Raw genomic sequence first — 16,667 nt, 5'->3', positions numbered from 1 at the left:
AGTGAGAATGAGGATTGCTGAGGTCCTTGTTCCACCAACGCCGGAGGCACTTGCCAGGTGAAGAAGCGTATCGGGTCCTACCCGCGTGTCCGCGTCGAGGGCGGCGGTCGTTCGGTGGTCTCCCAGGCCGGGGCGGTGCTGATGGTCGAGACAATCCGCAAGTCCGGTCTGGATGCGGCGATATCGGCGGCGCTTGAGCCGTGGGGTAAGCCGCGTGTGGTGCACGATCCGGGCAAGGTCCTGCTGGATGTCGCGCTCGCCGTGGCGCTGGGAGGGGACTGCCGGGCCGATGTGGGCATGTTGCGGGCCGAGCCGGCCGTGTTCGGACCGGTGGCCCCCGCCCCACGGTGTCCCGGCTAATCAGCAAGCTGGTGTCGGGCGGACACCAGGTCCTAGCCTCGCTGCGTGCCGCCCGTGCTGAAGTACGCGGCTACGTATGGCGGTTGGCCGCTGACGCGGCACCGGACGCGGGCGGACAGGTGATCGTGGACATCGACGGCGTCCTCGTCCTGGCGCACTCCGAGAAGCAGGACGCCGCCGCGACCTGGAAGAAGACATTCGGCCACCGCCCTTTGATGGGGTTCGTCGACCATGGTCGCGGCGGGTCCGGCGAGCCGGTCGTGGGCCTGCTGCGGCCCGGCAACGCGGGCTCCAACACCGCCGCCGACCACATCGAGGCAACCAAGCTGGCCCTGGCCCAGCTGCCCAAGCGGTTGCGGCGCGGTCGGCAGACGCTGATCCGTACCGACTCCGGCGGCGGCACCCACGAGTTCGTCGCCTGGCTGGCCCAGCGCGGAAGGTGGCTGTCGTACTCGGTCGGCATGACCATCACCGACGCCATCCACCAGGCCGCCCTGAAGGTGCCGGCCTCAGCCTGGACACCGGCCGTGAAACCCGACGGCGACATCCGCGACGGCGCCCGGGTCGCTGAACTCGCCGGCGACTGCCTGACGGGCTGGCCGAAAGGGCTGCGACTGATCGTGCGCAAGGAACGGCCGCACCCCGGCGCCCAACTGCGCTTCACCGACGCCGATGGAATGCGCTTGACCTGCTTCGCCACCAACACCGCCGACGAGGCGATCGCCGCCCTCGAACTGCGCCACCGGCAGCGGGCCCGCGCCGAGGACCGCATCCGCGCCGCCCGCGCCACCGGCCTGCGCAACCTCCCCCTCCACGACGCCGCGCAGAACCAGATCTGGCTGGAGATCATCCAGATCGCACTCGACCTGCTCGCCTGGATGCCCCTGCTCGCCCTGACCGGCCAAGCCCGCCTGTGGGAGCCCCGCCGACTGCGGCTTCGGCTGTTCTCCACCGCCGCCCAACTCATCAACACCGGCCGCCGCCGCTACCTCAGCCTGGCCAGGCACTGGCCCTGGGCCGATGTGATCACTGATGCCCTGAACCGGCTCCACGACCTCCCGAATCCGGGCTGACCAGTACGTTCCCGTCCCTGCAAGCAGCACTACGCCACCGGAGCCGTGGGACCCGGCGCACACCCGACGCGACAACCGGGCCATCAGCCTGCCCAGACTTCGAAAATGTCCGCCAATACTCACCACAAAGGGTCCGTCAGCAAGTTGCCGAACCCTCATGAACGATCGAGGCTAAAAGGGGCAAGCCGCCCATGTCTGCGAGACGTGCGCCTCCGCGCGCGCCGGTAACCGGCGGCTCGCGCCCTATCAGCAACACATCCGCTGCTGTCAACGATCGTTCGAAGGCTGACAAGCGTTCGTTGAAGCACAGTGTCGGCCTCCGGTAGGGTGCCGTGGACGTAACACTTCCGTGTGTCGGCCCCTTGGGAGGTCTCGGTGGAGCTGGACCCTCCGCTGGCAGTGACACTGGACCGTCTGGAGATTCTCCTCCAGGAGCGCGGCCTGCAACGGTCCGAGCTGCTCGACTACAAGAATCTGTCGGCCAGGACAGCCTTGCCGGAAGACACCGTCCGAGCCCTGCTCAACGGCCTCGAACCACCTCCCGACTCTGTCAATGAGCGGGTCCGCGCACGAGTCAAAGCTCTGGCTGACGCACACCTTGTACGCACGGGTCGACGTATGTCAGACCTCGCTGGGAACATCTCCCAGCAGCTCGGAGTCTCCGCGTTCTGGGCACGGCAGGTCTGCTCAGGCGAAAAGGTCCCCAGCGTGGAGTTCCTGCACGGCCTGGTCAGCTTCTTCCAGGTCGAGGGGGGCGAAGCCTTCTTTACCAGCCCGGCGTCCGAAGCCCTCAACCGCGTGTTGCTCCCCATGGTGGCAATGCTGCAGCAGACAACCGAGTCGGACGCCGCGACCGATTCGCTGGCGGCGAGGTTGTCGGGTTACGACGACGTTCGCGGCGTCGCGCTTCGCCAGGCGCACAACCTGCCGCAGGAACGCTGGAACGTGCTCAACGCGACCTTGAGAGCACTGCTGGAACTGGACGACACTGAAGCAGATCAGTGAACACGAGACCCAAAGCGATGCGGCGACTCAGCGCCCGGCTCATCACCAACCTCCAGCTGACGGCTGACAGCGCGGACATATTCCGGTCCATAGGCCATGCTTTGAGCCAGGTGAGGGGACGTCCGGTACGGCTGCGCAAGACGGCGTTCCCCCCCATGACGGCCAGCGGCTTATGGGTAAACCGCACCAGCCACGATTTGATCGTCTACGAGGAGAACACCCGTCCCGAGCACCAACTCGTGATCATCGGTCACGAGGCGTGGCACATGTTTCAGGGACACTGCGGCGACGCTATAGCGCACGGTCACGTCGCATCTCGCGCGGGAGACAACGAAGCGACAGACGCACTTGCGGAACTCGCTGCCCTCTTCTCCGACACTGCCGACACTGAGGCATCCGACATCGGGCCCATGGACTCCGCACTCCACTTCGCCGCCCGCACCGACGCCCGCCCGCTCGACGAGGAAGTGGAAGCAGAACGCTTCGGCTTCTGGTTCGCCACCGACGTACAAGCAGCCGTCGACGAAGCCCGTTCCTCGGCCGACCCGCGGGAGTTGCCCGGACGCATCCAGATCTCCATGGCACACCGGTTCCGCCAGCCCTGACATATTCCGCGCAGGACCACTGCCGGTGCCCGAGACCGAGGAGAGGAACAGCAAGGTGACATCCGGTCCCAGTACCCTCGTTTTCTACGCCAGCGGTGTGATCCTCCTGCTGGTCTGCGCTCTGAAGATTCCCGCACTGATACGAAGACGGCATGATCCCCTGTTGCGTGCGGCCTGCCTGCTCCTTTTCGCAGGGGGATGCATCATGCTTCTCGCCGCCCCCGAGTCCATCGTCAAACTCGACCAGCTCACTGGCGTAGCCAACTTCGCCGCCCCCGTCGTCTACGCGACGACGGTCGCTTACTCTGCGGCGAGCCTCTTGCTGATCATCAACTGGCGGTCGGCGCCCCCGGATCGGACCAAGCATGCCTCACGACTGTGCATCACGGTCTACAGTCTGGCCATCCTCGCTATCTTCGTCCTGTTCTCGGCTGGGAACGCTCCTGTGCAGCAGCTCACCCTGTTTGACGCCTATTACGCAAATACGCCGTACATTCGCGAGATGATCGTCACCTACCTGGTCGCTCACGGCATCGCCGCGATGACCACGAGCGCCCTGTGCTGGCGGTGGTCGAAACAGGTTAATGGGTCCTTACGAGCAGGACTGCGCTTCCTGGCCCCCGCCTACCTGTTACACGTGTGCTACGACGTCATGAGGCTGATAGCGGTGGCGGCGAGGTGGACGGGTCACGACCTCAACTTCCTCGTCGACAAGATCTCCCCCCAACTGGCCGCTCCCTCTGCCGTCCTCGGCGCCATCGGATTCATACTTCCCCTGGTCGGTCCTCGCATAGCGGCGACCGCCCGCATCATCGGGCAACTACACCGACTCACCCCGCTTTGGCAGGCGCTACGACAGGTATCCACTCCCGGCGCGATCCGCACCTCGCTGCCATGGTGGCGAACGCCCCCCGCCGTCCTACTGACATGGCGTAAGACAGCCCTCTACGACGCACTACTCGCGCTGGCTCCCTACTACGATCACAGCGTCCGCGAGACGGCACACCGCGCAGCACGCCGCAATGGCGATGAGGAGCCCACCGCCACCGCCATCGCTGACGCGGCCATGATCTTGGCTGCCCGTGAGCGGCAAGCCACCACATCTGAGCAAGTCCATGATGCTCCGGACACCTCGAGGTGGCGTCCACAGGACCTCGTTCCGCTGTCCCTGGCCCTCACCTCCCCCATTGTCCGCAACGTCCTCGAACACCGCGTGTCCCTGCAGGAAGCAGCCCGCCATGAGTGAAGTCCCACACCGCACCCCCGCACGCGTCATTGTCGTCGGGGGCAGCGTCGCCGGCATGCTGGCCGCTGCCGCCGTCAAGGAGCACGTCGATTCCGTCGAGATCATCGAGGCCCACGAGCTCCCCGAGGGCCCCGAGCCGCGTACCGGAGTCCCCCAGGCCGTTCACCTCCATATCCTGCAAGCCGGCGGTGCCGAGGCCATCGACACACTTCTCCCCGGCAGCACCGACCTCATGGTGGCCGCGGGCGCACACCGCATACCCATGACCACCAACATACTTATCTACTCACCCGAAGGCTGGTATCGCCGCTGGCAGCGCACCACCCACTTTCTGATCGCCGCGAGCCGAGACCTCACCGACTTCATCGTTCGCAAGCAGGTCCTCAAAGACGCCCGTGTCAACGTGCGCCCACATACAAAGGCCGTAGGACTACTCGGCGACTGCCGCACCGTCACCGGTGTGCGGGTTCGTGCCGATGACGGCACGGAAGCCGAACTGACCGCCGACCTGGTGATCGACGCCTCCGGTCGGACCTCGCGGACACCCCATTGGCTGAACGAACTTGGCATCACCGGCCTTACCGAGGACCGCATAGACTCAGGCTTGGTCTACGCAAGCCGCATCTACCGTGCCCCCGTCCCGACCCACGACTGGCCCATGATCGGCATCAACGCCGACCCCCGGCTTCCAGGCCCCGCCAACGCCGGTGGCATCCTGCCGATCGAGGACAATCGCTGGCACGTCAGCCTCATGGGCGCGCCGGGCGGACAACCCACTCGCGACGCTAACGCCTTCGAGCCGTTTGCCCGTACTCTGCGCCACCCCCTCATAGGCGACCTCATCGCACACGCACAAGCCCTCACCGATGTCAGCGTTACCCACAGCACTGCCAACCGGCGCTATTACTATGAGCGCCTCGCGTGCTGGCCTGAGCGCTTCATAGCCCTGGGCGATTCCGTCGCGTCCTTCAACCCTGTCTACGCCCAGGGCATGTCGGTGACAGCGCAAAGCGCTGTCACCCTACGCGACCACCTTCAAAGCGGTTCGGCCGTCGGCCTGGCCGCCTACCGTGTCCAGCGCGCCATCGGCCGCATCGTGAATACCGCGTGGGCGCTTGCCATCGGCCAGGACATTCACTTCTCCACAACCGAAGGCAAGAAGCCCAACCTCGTCGACCGGATGCTTCATCGCTACGTCAACCGCCTGTCCCGCACCGCAACAGGTTCGTTCCAGGCCGCCACGGCCCTGACTGACGTACTGACTCTTCAAGCCCCGCCGACATCACTTGTCAAACCCAGCGTGTTGCTGACAGCGATCGCCGGCCCCTTGCGCCCGGCGCTTGATCGCCCCCAGTTCACTTCGGTCGAACGTGGGCTTCTCAAAGGCCTCGGTGGCTCTGCCGGATCTCTCGGGTGAACCGCAACTGAGATTGTCACCCCCATCGCCGGTGCGCTTTACGGGACTTGACCCGAGGGACTGGACACCAGCTCTGCGCCTCGGGCCAGGACGGTCAATGCTTCAGGGACCTGGGGTGCGCGGTCGACTTCGATATCCCGGCACGGCGACCCCTAGGGTGTCGTGCCGTCCCACCATGTGCCCATACCGAAGGTTTCCGTTGAGCGCCCCGCCGCCCCCACACCCCGCCTACCAGCCGCCCCAGAGGCCATATCAGCAGGCGTCGGGCCCGTACCCACAGGCACCGAGGGCCTCTTCGCCCACTGCCCCCGGTCCGCGGCACAACGGCGGCAGGGTGCCGACGGGTGGGCCGGTGGGCCGATAGCGGCCGGGCCGTGGGAGACGGTCTATGGAAGATGCTGCTGTCTCGCATCCAGGCAGCCGAGGATGCCGCGGGCCGAATTGACTGGGACGTATTGGTGGCCAGCACGCCGCCGACGCAAGGAAAGCCTCCCGGCCGCCGTTCCTCAAGGAGGGCCATGCGAGGGACGAACCAGGCCGATCCGGACTGCGGGCACTGACCGCCCGGATGGAGGAGGTGGTCAGCCGGCGAACGCCTGGGGCGTTCCCGCAGAGTTTCACCACCGAAATGCACCTCGTCGCCGAGGGACGATGCCGGTTCCTCGCGTTCGTCCTGACACCCGGACACTACGGTGACGGGCACCAGCTCGAGCGAGTGCTGCAGGTTTCGGTGCTCCGAACCGGAGTCGTCCGGCCTCGCACCCGGGCCGACCGTGTCCTAGCGGACAAGGCATACACGTCCCTGATGAACCTCCGCTACCTGCGCCGGCGCGGGATCCGGCACACCATCCCCGAACGTCTCGACCAACAACGGAGGAGCATTCCGGCGACTCGTCCCGCGGGCTGGAGGACGAGAGCTGGCAGCGATGGCTGACCCAGAGAGAAGAGGCGCCGTCCGTATAGGTGCCATGACGAAGGCAGCTGAACTCCCGCATCCCCATCCTCTTCGTGATCGTCAGCACTCCGGCCGCGCTGTTGCGCAACGGGGAGCGGACCCGGAAAGCGGGATCCAGCAGGCCGTTGGGGAGAGAACCGCGCAGGCCAACCGGCTTGAGGAACCGCCACTGTCGGAAGGTCAGATGGCGCACGTCCAGCTCGGTCCTGGCGCCCCAGGCCAGCACGTCCCGCCCGTTGCTGTGGCGGAAGTAGGGCCGCTGGCCGAGCCCTGCTGGAACGCCACTCCTGGTGCTGACAGGCATCGGCCAATAGCCCGTGCCTTCCCCCACGCCGCCACGCCCCCCAGCTGCCGCCCGGGCTTGGACGATCGATCACGCAGAGTCAGCCGCCGCGGCCGGCTCGGCGTGAGCCACCGTCCTGGCGTCGGCCTCCCGTGGTGACCAGGCTTCAGTCGAGGAGGGTGTCGCCGATGCCGGAGCCGGGTGCGACGTTGTAGTCCTTGGGGCCGAAGACGCTGACGTTACTGGTGCTCACTGCGGTGTTGGTGCCCCGCAGCTGCCAGAGGGCGCCGTTGCCGTGGTCCTCGTAGGGGGCGGAGACGGCGAGGTCTGCTTTTCCGTCGCGGTTGAAGTCGGCGAGGCGGAGCTGGGAGCCGAAGACGTCGTTGTTCTCGGCGCTACCGGGGATGCCGGGGGTGTCCTGTGAGTAGCGTGCGGCGCCCGTGGTGGTCAGTTTGTCGGCGCCGCCACGCAGCACCAGGACGTCGCCGGCCCTGCTGGTCCGGCCGAAGGACTCGGTACCGCAGCGGCCACATCCGGTGCAGTCACTGCGGCACCATAGTCCACACGCAGCCACTGGAGTGTCTGGCGCGGCACCGCTGCACCGAGCGCCAGCTGGCCCACGGTGAGCGCAAGGCCGCAGACCGCGAGGACGAGAAGTGAGGACACCATGAGCAGCGAGCAGACTGAAGATCGCATCTCTCGACTCGGAACTCCGGGACCGCATCAACGAGAACGCGGAGTTGCGCCGCGAGGCCGGCCGTGCGCTGCGGCTCATCGAGAGCGGCGACATCGACTCGGCTACCACGCTGCTGCGACGTCTTTCCCACAGCAACGACGAGAAGTGAGACCATGGCGCTTCGCCGGCGCTGTCGCACCAGCATCCCCGGCCTGCCACGTGAGCCCGCCGGCGCCGGGCCCTCATCATGGTCCGGTGTCCGCCAGCGCAGCGAGGGCAGACATCCGCACCGCATGCTCCGACGCACCGCTGCGGCACTGGAGGGTGCCCGTCTGCTCGTGATCACGGGCGTAGCTGCCGTCCATCGCCCGTCGCGTCGTCTGTGCGGCTGAGGTGGTGGAGTCCTTCTACGGCGCGCAGGCGGGCCTGCAGGGTGGAGTCGGGCGCCGGGGTGATGGTCAGCAAGAGCGCCTGGACCGCGGGGTGGTCAGGGGCATAGAGGTTGTCTTCGCCGGGGATCGGGTTGGGCTGGATTTCGATCCGCCTGTCGCGGGTGTCTGCGAGGTGGTAGATGCCCCGGTAGTCGCTCTCGCGCTCGGTGAAGACCAGGCCGAGACAATCACCGACAAGCCCGGCCAGCTCGTCGGCGGTGTGCGTGCTGGTGCCGTACAGATGGTGGTCGGTCATGGAGAACAGAGCCTAGCTTGGCGAGCGGCTGCGCTGATCACTTGCTCCGCCTGTGGCGGACTGCAGGCCGAAGGGACGAGAGCCGGTGGAGGTGCGGCTGTGGCCGACATTCGTACCGCGCGGCTCTGTTGCATCGCTGCGGCCCCGGTGTGTGACCGCCTGCTCTTCATCACCGACGTGACTGCGCTCACCGCCCGTGGCGTCGATGTGCCGACCCGGCTACAGCTCGAACTCCAAGCTGACGAGGTCGGTGAGTTCCACTTTGAGGCCGTGGGCGCGATGGCCGTTGTCGCGGAAGTAGACCTCGCCCAGGGCTTCGGCGGCGACCTGGCGGAGCTGGGCCTCGGTGGCGCCGCCCTCGTGGGCCGTGAAGAGACGGGCGGCCTGGTGGGGGGCGGCAGCGCGAGGGCCAGATGACGCAGCCGGGCGTCGTCGGTGCTGCCGGGGGCGGCGGTGTAGCCGAAGCGGGCCTGGACGTCGATCATGATGCCGCCGGTGGTGGCCGCGGTCTGCCTGGCCTTGGCCCGGATCTGCGGCTGCCAGCGCGCGCGGACCTCGCGTTCGAGCCGGCCGGCGAGCTCCGGCCGGGGGCTTCTGATCTGGTTCTTCACATACCGCTCCACGGTGCGCTGGCTGACGCCAAGCAACTCGGCCACCCGCCGGGTGCTGCGCTGGTGCGTGCGAGCGACTTCGCCAACACGATCACGTCCAGGGTGCCGGTGCCTGGGACGACGACGGTCTGCTCGTCGAGGGCGGTGAAGATGTCGTCGACCAGCCGCTGGGCCATGCGTGGGGCCCTCGGCCGGATGACGTCGACGAGCTTGCGGCGGCCTGCCCTGCGGAGTGCTTGCGGGGAGCCGTAGCGCTCCAGCAGCCAGGTCACTGCCTGGTGGTCCAGCCGGGGACCGAGGACGCGCTCCAGGCTGGGGTAGAACTGGGTGAGCAGGCCGTGGATGCGGTTGCCGGTGCGGTTGGCCTCGCCGGCGAGGTCCTGGTCGAAGCCGACCAGCATGGTCAGCTCGGCGGTGCTCTCATCGGCGAGTTCGAGGCTTCGCAGGGTGTGGGGCATGGTGCGGGCTGCGTCCGCACACTGCCGCGTCGCGGGCGTCGGTCTTTGCCTCGCCGGGGTAGAGGTCGACGATTCTGCGTGTGGCCAGTCCGGGCAGGTAGGCAACCTGGCAGCCCGCGTCGCGGGCCACGGTCAGCGGGAGGGCGCCGATGGAGGCGGGCTGGACCACGATCACTAGGGCGGTGCCGAACTTGGCCTTCAGCTTGTCGAAGGCGACCCGCAGCTGCGGTTCGCCGTTCGGCAGCTGCTTGTCGAGGACCTTCTTCCCGGTTGGGGTCAGCCCGTGGCCGTGGTGCGTGCTCTTGCCGACGTCCAGGCCCAGGAAGACGCCCACCCCGTCGATGTCGATCATCGTGCCCCCACATCGTTCGATCCGGTGCCGGCCCCGGCGGTGGGTCCGTTCGCGCGCATCCACGCCGCCCGCAGTTGGCCGGGCATTGCGCCCGGCCGGGCGGCGGTCGGACCTCTGATCAGCGTCTCCGACGGCACCCCTCGGGCCCGGCGACACCCCCCCAGGTCATCCGTTCGACAGGGGGCAACAGTCATGCTGGGCCCAGAGGCCAGCGGCCCTCTTGCAGGACCGTGAAGAAGATAACGGGGGGCAGGTGTGACCGGCGTCGACCTGGCCCAGTTCGCGGTGCGGCACGCGGTGGATCAGACCCGGCACAAGGAGGGGGCCAGAAGGCGAAACGTCAGCAGCCGCGTGTCGTCCGTGGGGGCGCCTGGACGAGCGCGAGTACTCACCCAGCTCTACGACATGTCAGCCAGCCCGGCGCGTGTAGACCGCGTGTCCCGCCACCGCGACTGCCGCAGTGAAGGCGACAAAGACAACGCCACCCAGGACGGCGTCCTGGGCGGTGTCGGCGGTCAGCATCCGCTGGCCGGCAGCGAATGGTAGCCAGTTGGCCACCGCGTCGAGATGGCTGCCAGGGATCTGCCCGGACAGGGCGCTCAGGATCCGTTCTCCCAGCGGCGGCACCAGCAGCAGCACGAGGACCGGGCCGACCCGGTTGCGCAGCAGTGCCGCCACTGAAGGGCACAGCAGCATCCAGCAGGCCATCCAGAGTCCGAGTCGCGCTGTGGCGCCGATCAGCTGTGGCCAGAGCGGGGGGTGTACGCCCTTGGCTGCGGCCACCACTGCGAGACCGCTGATCTCCATCAGTCCGGTCACGGCGGATACCGCAACGCCGATTGCGGCGCCGACCGCGCACTTGGCCCAGAAAGCGTGACTGCGGGAGGCTGCCGTGAGCCAGGTGGTCCGGCTCGAGCCGCGCAGCAGCTCCGTCGACACTGGGCCGGTTCCCAGTACGAGGAGGTAGACGGCAAGGCTGGGGATTTGCATGAGAGCCGGCGTCCACTGCACGGAGTTCGCCAGCTCGGGGTCGGTCGTGTCCTTGGAGGACTCGATGAGGAACGGGGCCGCTATGGGCACCCACAGCGCTAAGAGAGCGATGATCGCGGCGAGGATCCAGGTGGAGCGCAGCGCGGCCAGGTGGCGCAGCTCGTAGTGGCAGGCCCGCCACCACTCTGCCGCTCTGGAGCGCTCGAGATCGGTGGTGTGGCCCATGTGCATCGTACCGCTCATGCGATCTTGAACTCCTCGTGCGCGATGGTCAGGTAGAAGTCTTCGAGGCTGGATCGGTTTTCCGACAGTTGGAACAAGGGGACGCGGAGGTCGAGGCAGAGGCGGGCCAGCTTTTCCCGGTTGATGCCGGTGATGTCCGCGGTGTCCAGGCCGGTGCGGCGCAGCATGAATCCGTGCTGGTGGGCCAGGCTGGTGAGCGCGGGGGCGTCGTCGGACGCGAACTGGATCTGCACAACGGACTGTCGGTCGGCGTACGCGAGAAGGTCGCTCATGGCAGCCGCGGCGACGACCTTGCCCTGTGAGAGCACGGCAACTCGGTCGGCCATCTGTTGCATTTCGGCCAGGAGGTGGCTTGAGAGGAGGACCGCTGTCCCTGTGTCGGCGATCGTCCGCAGGAAGTCGCGGAGCCAGCGGATCGCATGGGGGTCGAGACCGTTAGCGGGCTCATCCAGGATGAGTACCCGGGGTGCGGCGATGAGTGCTTGCGCGATGCCGATCCGCTGTGACATGCCCAGTGATAGCGCCGACAACCGGACTTCGGCAGCTTCTCGCATGCCGACCTGTTCCAGCAGCTCATCCGCGCGCCGGGTGGGCACCCCGGCTCCAGCGGCGACCATGTGCAGGTGGTGGCGTACGCGGTGTTTCGGGTGTCCTGCCACCCCGCCGAACGCTGCCCCGACGATGCGGGAGGGAGCCCGCCATGCAGCGAGGGGACGGCCGAAGAACAGGGTCTGCCCCTCGGCCGGAAGAAGGCCGAGCATGGCTCGCAGCGTTGTTGTCTTGCCGGAGCCGTTGGAGCCGACGAAGCCGGTCACGCACCCGGCGCGCAGGTCCATCGATATGCCGTCAAGTACTTGTTTCTTCCCGAAGGCGCGCCGTAGTTCGCGCACCTGGACAGCCACGTCTTTCACCGACACATCATTCCTTGCCTAGTTGACATCAATTCCCGGGCGTCAAGACGCGTGCCGGTCGTTACCAGGTTGCTCCGTTTCTGGCCGAAGGCGGGAAGACCTCCGGGCATCGCACGAACGTCGGATGCCCGAAGATCCAATGGAACACATGATGTCAAGGTCGCAAGGATGCACCAGGCGGCGCACCGATCGTCATTCGCCCGCCAAAATGCGTGTCCCACAGACAACTTGGGAGATCATCCCGTGAACCGCAAACTCCGTATGACGGCTGCCTCGCTGACCGCGGCGGTCGCTCTCGGCATCGCCGCTCCGGCGGCCCATGCCGTCACCCAGGAGGCGCCGGCGCAGCCCCGGGTCGCCGCCACACAGACATTCCAGCTGGACAACGCCGCGCAGGCCCGCGCGCTGACTGCCTCGCTGACCAGCGAGGGCATCGCAGCCAGAACGGCCAGGAACGCCTCCACCGTCACAGTCCACGGTCAGATCACCACGAAGGTCAGCTGGAACTGGGTCCTTAAGGCCCTCAAGAGGGTTCCGGGAGCCTGGAGCTGGAGCAAGACCGTCCTTAAGAAGGCGTGGTCCCTGGGCAAGACGAAGGGCATCGCTTACTTCAAGAAGAAGGTCAACGAACTGTCTTCATGGAGCCCGACGAAGTGGGTGTGGAAGAGCATCCTCGGAGTCGTCGGCTGGGGTGACCAGCTGTGGAGCCTGATCAACTGGATCGCACACCACGGCTGATCACTCAGTGGTTTACTGGCCCCCGGCTGCCGATGCAGCGGGGGCCAGTAAGCGTGTAGGGAGATGAAAGTTGACAGCCGAACAGAAACGGCAGAAGTCCACCGCCGCGGACTGGTGGTGGGTCGCTGCAGCCATCCTGGGCGCGGGAGCCCTCGCCCTTGCTAACTTCGGTGGACACTCGGGGGAAAGAGCCGCATGGGGTCTCTATCCGGCGGCATGGTTACCGACAATCGCCGGCGTGGTGTGGTGCCGGAGGAAGAACAGGCAGGACAAACTCCGCGATGTCCGACAGATAGCCATCTTCCTGATCGCGGCTGGCGGTGTCCTCGCCCTGTTGCACCGTGACGCCCTGCCGTTCTAGTAGCCCGGGGGAGGCTGTATGACCACAAGCCACGCGGGAGCAGCAGGAACGCCACACGCAAGGCCATTCACCGGCACCTTCTTTGCGAGCATACTGATCCTCACAGTGGATGTGTCACTGAACTGGAACGCCGACTCATGGCCGGATCGATCGTTATCGGCATGTGCGTCCTCGCCTGAGTCGCCTGGGCCTTCCAGCTGGGGGTCGCTGAGAAAAAGGCGTGGGAGGCAGGTGCGTCCGGAACGCAGTACGTCCCGCACTTCTGCTGCTGTACGCGGCTACTTTCGCCTGGTGAGCCCGTTGCGCCGCGTGCTGCCCAAAGGGCCTATGCCCAAAGAGCCAATACCCGCCGTGGGGTTGGCCACGGGAAACTCCGAAGTGATCGATTCGATCTCTGTGATGAGCCGGATACGGCCTGATGCAGCGTCCCTGCCTGCAGGCCCAGGCCGACTCGGACCAGCCAACTGAGGAGAATTTCCAGTGACCAGCAAGCTGCGTATCGCCGCTGCCACCGTCACCGCAGCACTCGCGCTCGGTGTCGCCGCTCCGATGGCCAACGCCGTCGAAGCTTCCCGTACCCCCGCCGTGTCCGCCGCGCAGATTGAGGCGGTCACCAATCCCGCTCAAATGAGTGCCATCACCACTGTCCTTGCCTCCCAGCAGGGCAAGACAGAGGCCGCGAAGAGCGCCGTCAACCCCGACCTGCTCGATGCGGCCAAGGACATCGTGGCCTACATCAAGAAGTACCTGGCTAGGGAGTACGCGAAGGCCAAGGCTGCCGCCAAGAAGGGCTACGTCGCCTTCGTCAAGTGGGTCAACACCCTGAAGCCGGACAACCCGGTCCGGATCGTCCTGGAGATCGGCGGCAAGAAGCTGATCGACATCGTCATCACTCTCCTGAAGAAGTGACGCCTGCCCGACGCCGCGCGGTCGTTCACTGAACCTTGGCCGGGACGTGATCGCCCATGTCCCGGCCGAGGAATGGGAACCAGTGAATCACGCACTCACGCTCCAAGAGCAAAGAGCCGCGGCCTCTTCCTCGCCGCGATCGGCCTCCTGCTCACGTACCTCCTCCCGCCGCCCAGGCGACCCCGCCGGCGCAGGCCCGACGCCGGAACGAGCCACCCGCCCCGTGAACTGAGCGCTGCCTGTGGGATAGTCCCTGCCCCGCCCTGGTCAGGCGCACGGCCATGAGCACACTGGCCGACAGGCAGCTCTCTCCCCTCCCCGGACGTTCCCCCGCGTCCGGGACCGCCGCCGCCAAGTAAATGCCCCTGCAGGGTGCGCATTTGCTTGGCGGCGGCTTCGTTATACCCAGCGATCGCCCATGCGTCTGTGTGAAGAGGAAAGAGCGGAGAACGCAGTACCTGTTGGCCACCACCGCGCGGAGCCCCATGTCGGTGATACGGCGAGGTCATCTTGGGCCTTTTCTCCGGGCGGTCCACAGGGTCACGGCGAATAGGTGCTGAAGGGGTTGAGTCTCTGTAGGCACTGCATGCAAATAATGGTCTGCTCGCGGCGGAGCATAGCCGGGGGTGCCACACTTCCTTCGGGCATCGATCAGGAATTACTCTGGCACAGAATGCAGCGGTGATGTGCGTATGCAAACAAGGCGGCTTCGGTTCTGGAGCTAACGCTGATCTTTGTCATGATGCTAGTCAGGTGAGCTTTTGCTGTGCGTTCGGCTATGCCTAATATGTGGCCAATCTCGCGATTAGAAGCGGCGCATGACAGCAGCAGGAGAACCTCGCGTTCACGGGGCGTGAGGTCACTGATTGCAGACGGGTCTCCAGGCGTCTGCGGTTGCAATCGCAGAGCAATATCCAGCCGTACATATCCTTCACTTGTCTTCTCCATGCTTCCGAGCTTCTCAGGCCCAGTCACTTGAACTCTCCCCGCGCTTAGTTTGGTTTGTGTCGTCCGGCTGACAGACCTTCGAGAATCACTCCCGATCGGCGTTTTGAACACCGCCTCAGTGGGGCCCGAACCTTCCGCTCCCGGCGTGATCGACTAGTGAGGCTATTCGTTGACCGGCCAGTGTTTCGTTGCCGATCCGAACTCACTTACATCGATCCCTAACTGGTTTACATCAAATGATTAAACATATCATAAACGACCCCGTTGAGGCGAAGGTCATTCGCCCAAAGGGGCATTGCCCGAAAGTCTTATGCCTGAGTAGTCCAGGCCTCCTGGGTGACAGCTTCACGCGCCGTGTATTTTCGTGAGCGTGAATAGAGTGCGAGATAGCATTTCTCTCGCAGCCGCATGGAGTGGCAAGAGGTGCACTTATCCGACACTCATCGGTTACGGGATATTTCGACTGCGCTGGAGACTCAACGCATGGCCGTTGCACGTTTATAGCCGACGACGTGCAGGCCGTCACATCCGGAAGTCCGTCAACCATCACATACACGCGTAAGGACGGTAGTCAGATGCCGCTCGACAACGTGCCGCGGTCTGCGGTGCGAGACGAGCGGTGTTTCCCTACGCGTGTAGCGCCAGTCGCGTTGCTGCAGTGCAGCCGTCCGTCCGAGCGTGCACCTGTGCAGGGGTACTGGCCTGTTGAGCCGTTGCAGTCAGTCCTGCCTATCGGCGGGGATTGTTCAGGCCCTCCTCCGCTGCATTCATTGGCTGGAAACCCCTTTCGGGTGCGGTGACGAAAGGTAACTGAGCCTCGCCCTGGGGCCCGCTCGTGCCTGGCTGGCGACCAGACACGAGCGGGAGGGGCCGGCAGAGGTGGTGATACCAGCGGGGCAGGCTGCAGATCCTGCGGACGACGGTCCGTCCGTTGGCAGTCCGCTTGCCAACAGGCCGTTGCCGCCGTTGCCTCGGAGTCAGGCAGTTCTGCGTTCCGCCCTCTCAGGGGCGGAACGCACACATTCCGAAATTGGCACCACGCCACGCGCGTAGCATCGCTCTGAGGTGCACGCCTTGCGTACATTCGGCAGGGCGCTCGGGAGCTAGCGTCGGCGAACTGCACGATGCAAGGGGCGGCCGCGCCCGGGCCGGAGCGGTTCGGGGGGCAACGTCGAGATCGCCGCTGATCGTCGATGCCGGCGTACTGGCTCCGACTGTCGTTGCATAATCGGGCGAGGGCCCCTCACCGCGCGCCTTTCCGATGTCCGCTGCGAACTTCGCATCTGTCCCACTTTTCATCGCTTCGGTCCACGTTCATGTGCCGGATCAGCTGCACCGGGTATGCAGGGAGTCCACGGAAATGCTGAGCGGAGGTGGTCGGCCTCCAGTGAGCCGGAACGGGGTGGAAGGCTCAGCCATGGTGGTGGTTGAGTGCTGCACGGTCGACTCTGCACCCGTCCGGCGCTGCTACAGCGCCTCCCACCGGTCAGCCTCCCCGCGCACCGTCGAGCGCTTACGCGCTGCCCCAACTGCGGCCAATGAACGACCGGTTACGTGACAGAGTGACCATAGTCGGCCTCACACAGTCACTGTCAAGCTAGCTAGACGGGGCAGGCTGGAAATGGTGCAATGTCAAACAGGCTAGACGGCTTCGCTTAGAGGTCCTAACAAAGACGTTGGACGTGGCGGTGCGTGATGAGGCAGGTGGCGAGGCCGAGGAAGGCTTCGTGGATGTCGTCTCGTTGTTCCCAGCGGATGCGTAAGCGGCGGAAGCCGTGGAGCCAGGCGATCGTCCGCTCGACGACCCAGCGGAAGGTGCCCAGGCCGGTGCCGTGTTGT

The 16,667-nt window shown here is 66.0% G+C and carries 14 protein-coding genes and 3 pseudogenes; 9 read left to right on the top strand and 8 right to left on the bottom strand.

The annotated features are described in order from the left end of the window. The first annotated feature begins 57 nt into the window (after positions 1 to 57). The 6 genes and pseudogenes from ACF1BE_RS34030 (at position 58) to ACF1BE_RS34005 (ending at position 6,640) form a co-directional block, all read left to right on the top strand. A pseudogene (locus ACF1BE_RS34030) lies at positions 58 to 1,433 on the top strand (IS1380 family transposase). 375 nt (positions 1,434 to 1,808) lie between these two features. Then, positions 1,809 to 2,438 (top strand): hypothetical protein, encoded by a 630-nt coding sequence (locus tag ACF1BE_RS34025; protein WP_392202860.1) that lies wholly within the window; start codon positions 1,809 to 1,811, stop codon positions 2,436 to 2,438. Next, positions 2,435 to 3,043 carry a toxin-antitoxin system, toxin component gene (locus tag ACF1BE_RS34020; protein WP_392202859.1) on the top strand — a complete coding sequence of 203 codons (609 nt, stop codon included), beginning with the start codon at positions 2,435 to 2,437 and terminating at the stop codon, positions 3,041 to 3,043. The genes ACF1BE_RS34025 and ACF1BE_RS34020 overlap by 4 nt, the downstream gene beginning before the upstream one ends. A 25-nt stretch (positions 3,044 to 3,068) precedes the next feature. Continuing rightward, the gene (locus ACF1BE_RS34015; protein ID WP_392202858.1) at positions 3,069 to 4,289 is read left to right on the top strand and encodes an MAB_1171c family putative transporter; all 1,221 of its coding nucleotides are present in this window, start codon (positions 3,069 to 3,071) and stop codon (positions 4,287 to 4,289) included. Then, positions 4,282 to 5,706, top strand: coding sequence for an NAD(P)/FAD-dependent oxidoreductase (locus ACF1BE_RS34010; protein WP_392202857.1), 1,425 nt, complete (start codon positions 4,282 to 4,284; stop codon positions 5,704 to 5,706). The genes ACF1BE_RS34015 and ACF1BE_RS34010 overlap by 8 nt, the downstream gene beginning before the upstream one ends. 568 nt (positions 5,707 to 6,274) lie before the next feature. Then, positions 6,275 to 6,640, top strand: coding sequence for a transposase (locus ACF1BE_RS34005; RefSeq protein WP_392202856.1), 366 nt, complete (start codon positions 6,275 to 6,277; stop codon positions 6,638 to 6,640). Between the two features lie 470 nt (positions 6,641 to 7,110). On the opposite strand, the gene ACF1BE_RS34000 is transcribed toward ACF1BE_RS34005, so the two are convergent. From ACF1BE_RS34000 to ACF1BE_RS33975, 6 genes and pseudogenes are all read right to left on the bottom strand, one after another. Beyond that, complete coding sequence (locus ACF1BE_RS34000; protein ID WP_392202855.1) at positions 7,111 to 7,419, bottom strand: FG-GAP repeat protein; 309 nt, start codon at positions 7,417 to 7,419, stop codon at positions 7,111 to 7,113. Between the two features lie 543 nt (positions 7,420 to 7,962). Continuing rightward, positions 7,963 to 8,307, bottom strand: a complete 345-nt coding sequence (locus ACF1BE_RS33995; RefSeq protein WP_392202854.1) for a hypothetical protein — start codon at positions 8,305 to 8,307, stop codon at positions 7,963 to 7,965. Between the two features lie 219 nt (positions 8,308 to 8,526). Then, a pseudogene (tpg, locus tag ACF1BE_RS33990) lies at positions 8,527 to 8,978 on the bottom strand (telomere-protecting terminal protein Tpg); the annotation flags it as partial. An 8-nt stretch (positions 8,979 to 8,986) separates the two neighbouring features. Beyond that, a pseudogene (locus ACF1BE_RS33985) lies at positions 8,987 to 9,728 on the bottom strand (IS110 family transposase); the annotation flags it as partial. 408 nt (positions 9,729 to 10,136) lie between these two features. Then, positions 10,137 to 10,961 carry a hypothetical protein gene (locus ACF1BE_RS33980; RefSeq protein ID WP_392202853.1) on the bottom strand — a complete coding sequence of 275 codons (825 nt, stop codon included), beginning with the start codon at positions 10,959 to 10,961 and terminating at the stop codon, positions 10,137 to 10,139. Next, the gene (locus ACF1BE_RS33975) at positions 10,958 to 11,872 is read right to left on the bottom strand and encodes an ABC transporter ATP-binding protein (protein WP_392202852.1); all 915 of its coding nucleotides are present in this window, start codon (positions 11,870 to 11,872) and stop codon (positions 10,958 to 10,960) included. The genes ACF1BE_RS33980 and ACF1BE_RS33975 overlap by 4 nt, the downstream gene beginning before the upstream one ends. 243 nt (positions 11,873 to 12,115) lie before the next feature. Here ACF1BE_RS33975 and ACF1BE_RS33970 point away from each other — a divergent pair, with 243 nt between their 5' ends. The 3 genes from ACF1BE_RS33970 (at position 12,116) to ACF1BE_RS33960 (ending at position 13,880) form a co-directional block, all read left to right on the top strand. Beyond that, positions 12,116 to 12,610: a hypothetical protein gene (locus tag ACF1BE_RS33970; RefSeq protein ID WP_392202851.1), complete on the top strand. Its 495-nt coding sequence runs from the start codon at positions 12,116 to 12,118 to the stop codon at positions 12,608 to 12,610. A gap of 70 nt (positions 12,611 to 12,680) precedes the next feature. Next, positions 12,681 to 12,971: a hypothetical protein gene (locus ACF1BE_RS33965; protein ID WP_392202850.1), complete on the top strand. Its 291-nt coding sequence runs from the start codon at positions 12,681 to 12,683 to the stop codon at positions 12,969 to 12,971. Positions 12,972 to 13,451: 480 nt separating this feature from the next. After that, complete coding sequence (locus tag ACF1BE_RS33960) at positions 13,452 to 13,880, top strand: hypothetical protein (RefSeq protein WP_392202849.1); 429 nt, start codon at positions 13,452 to 13,454, stop codon at positions 13,878 to 13,880. Between the two features lie 651 nt (positions 13,881 to 14,531). Here ACF1BE_RS33960 and ACF1BE_RS33955 read toward each other — a convergent pair. Both ACF1BE_RS33955 and ACF1BE_RS33950 read right to left on the bottom strand, forming a co-directional pair. Further along, positions 14,532 to 14,828: a response regulator transcription factor gene (locus tag ACF1BE_RS33955; protein ID WP_392202848.1), complete on the bottom strand. Its 297-nt coding sequence runs from the start codon at positions 14,826 to 14,828 to the stop codon at positions 14,532 to 14,534. Positions 14,829 to 16,492: 1,664 nt separating this feature from the next. Further along, positions 16,493 to 16,667: transposase (locus tag ACF1BE_RS33950; RefSeq protein WP_392202873.1), on the bottom strand; the 175-nt coding region annotated here is incomplete at its 5' end.

This window comes from Streptomyces sp. NPDC014991 (genome assembly GCF_043080665.1).
In the GTDB taxonomy this organism is placed as follows: Bacteria; Actinomycetota; Actinomycetes; order Streptomycetales; family Streptomycetaceae; genus Streptomyces.
Note: the sequence above shows the minus strand (reverse complement) of the source record. Positions and strands in the feature narration are given on the sequence as shown.

Coding starts and splice junctions, on each gene's coding strand:
- ACF1BE_RS34010 (WP_392202857.1), top strand. CDS start 4,282: ATGAGTGAAGTCCCACACCGCACCCCCGCACGCGTCATTGTCGTCGGG.
- ACF1BE_RS34005 (WP_392202856.1), top strand. CDS start 6,275: ATGGAGGAGGTGGTCAGCCGGCGAACGCCTGGGGCGTTCCCGCAGAGT.
- ACF1BE_RS33995 (WP_392202854.1), bottom strand. CDS start 8,307: ATGACCGACCACCATCTGTACGGCACCAGCACGCACACCGCCGACGAG.
- ACF1BE_RS33980 (WP_392202853.1), bottom strand. CDS start 10,961: ATGAGCGGTACGATGCACATGGGCCACACCACCGATCTCGAGCGCTCC.
- ACF1BE_RS33955 (WP_392202848.1), bottom strand. CDS start 14,828: ATGGAGAAGACAAGTGAAGGATATGTACGGCTGGATATTGCTCTGCGA.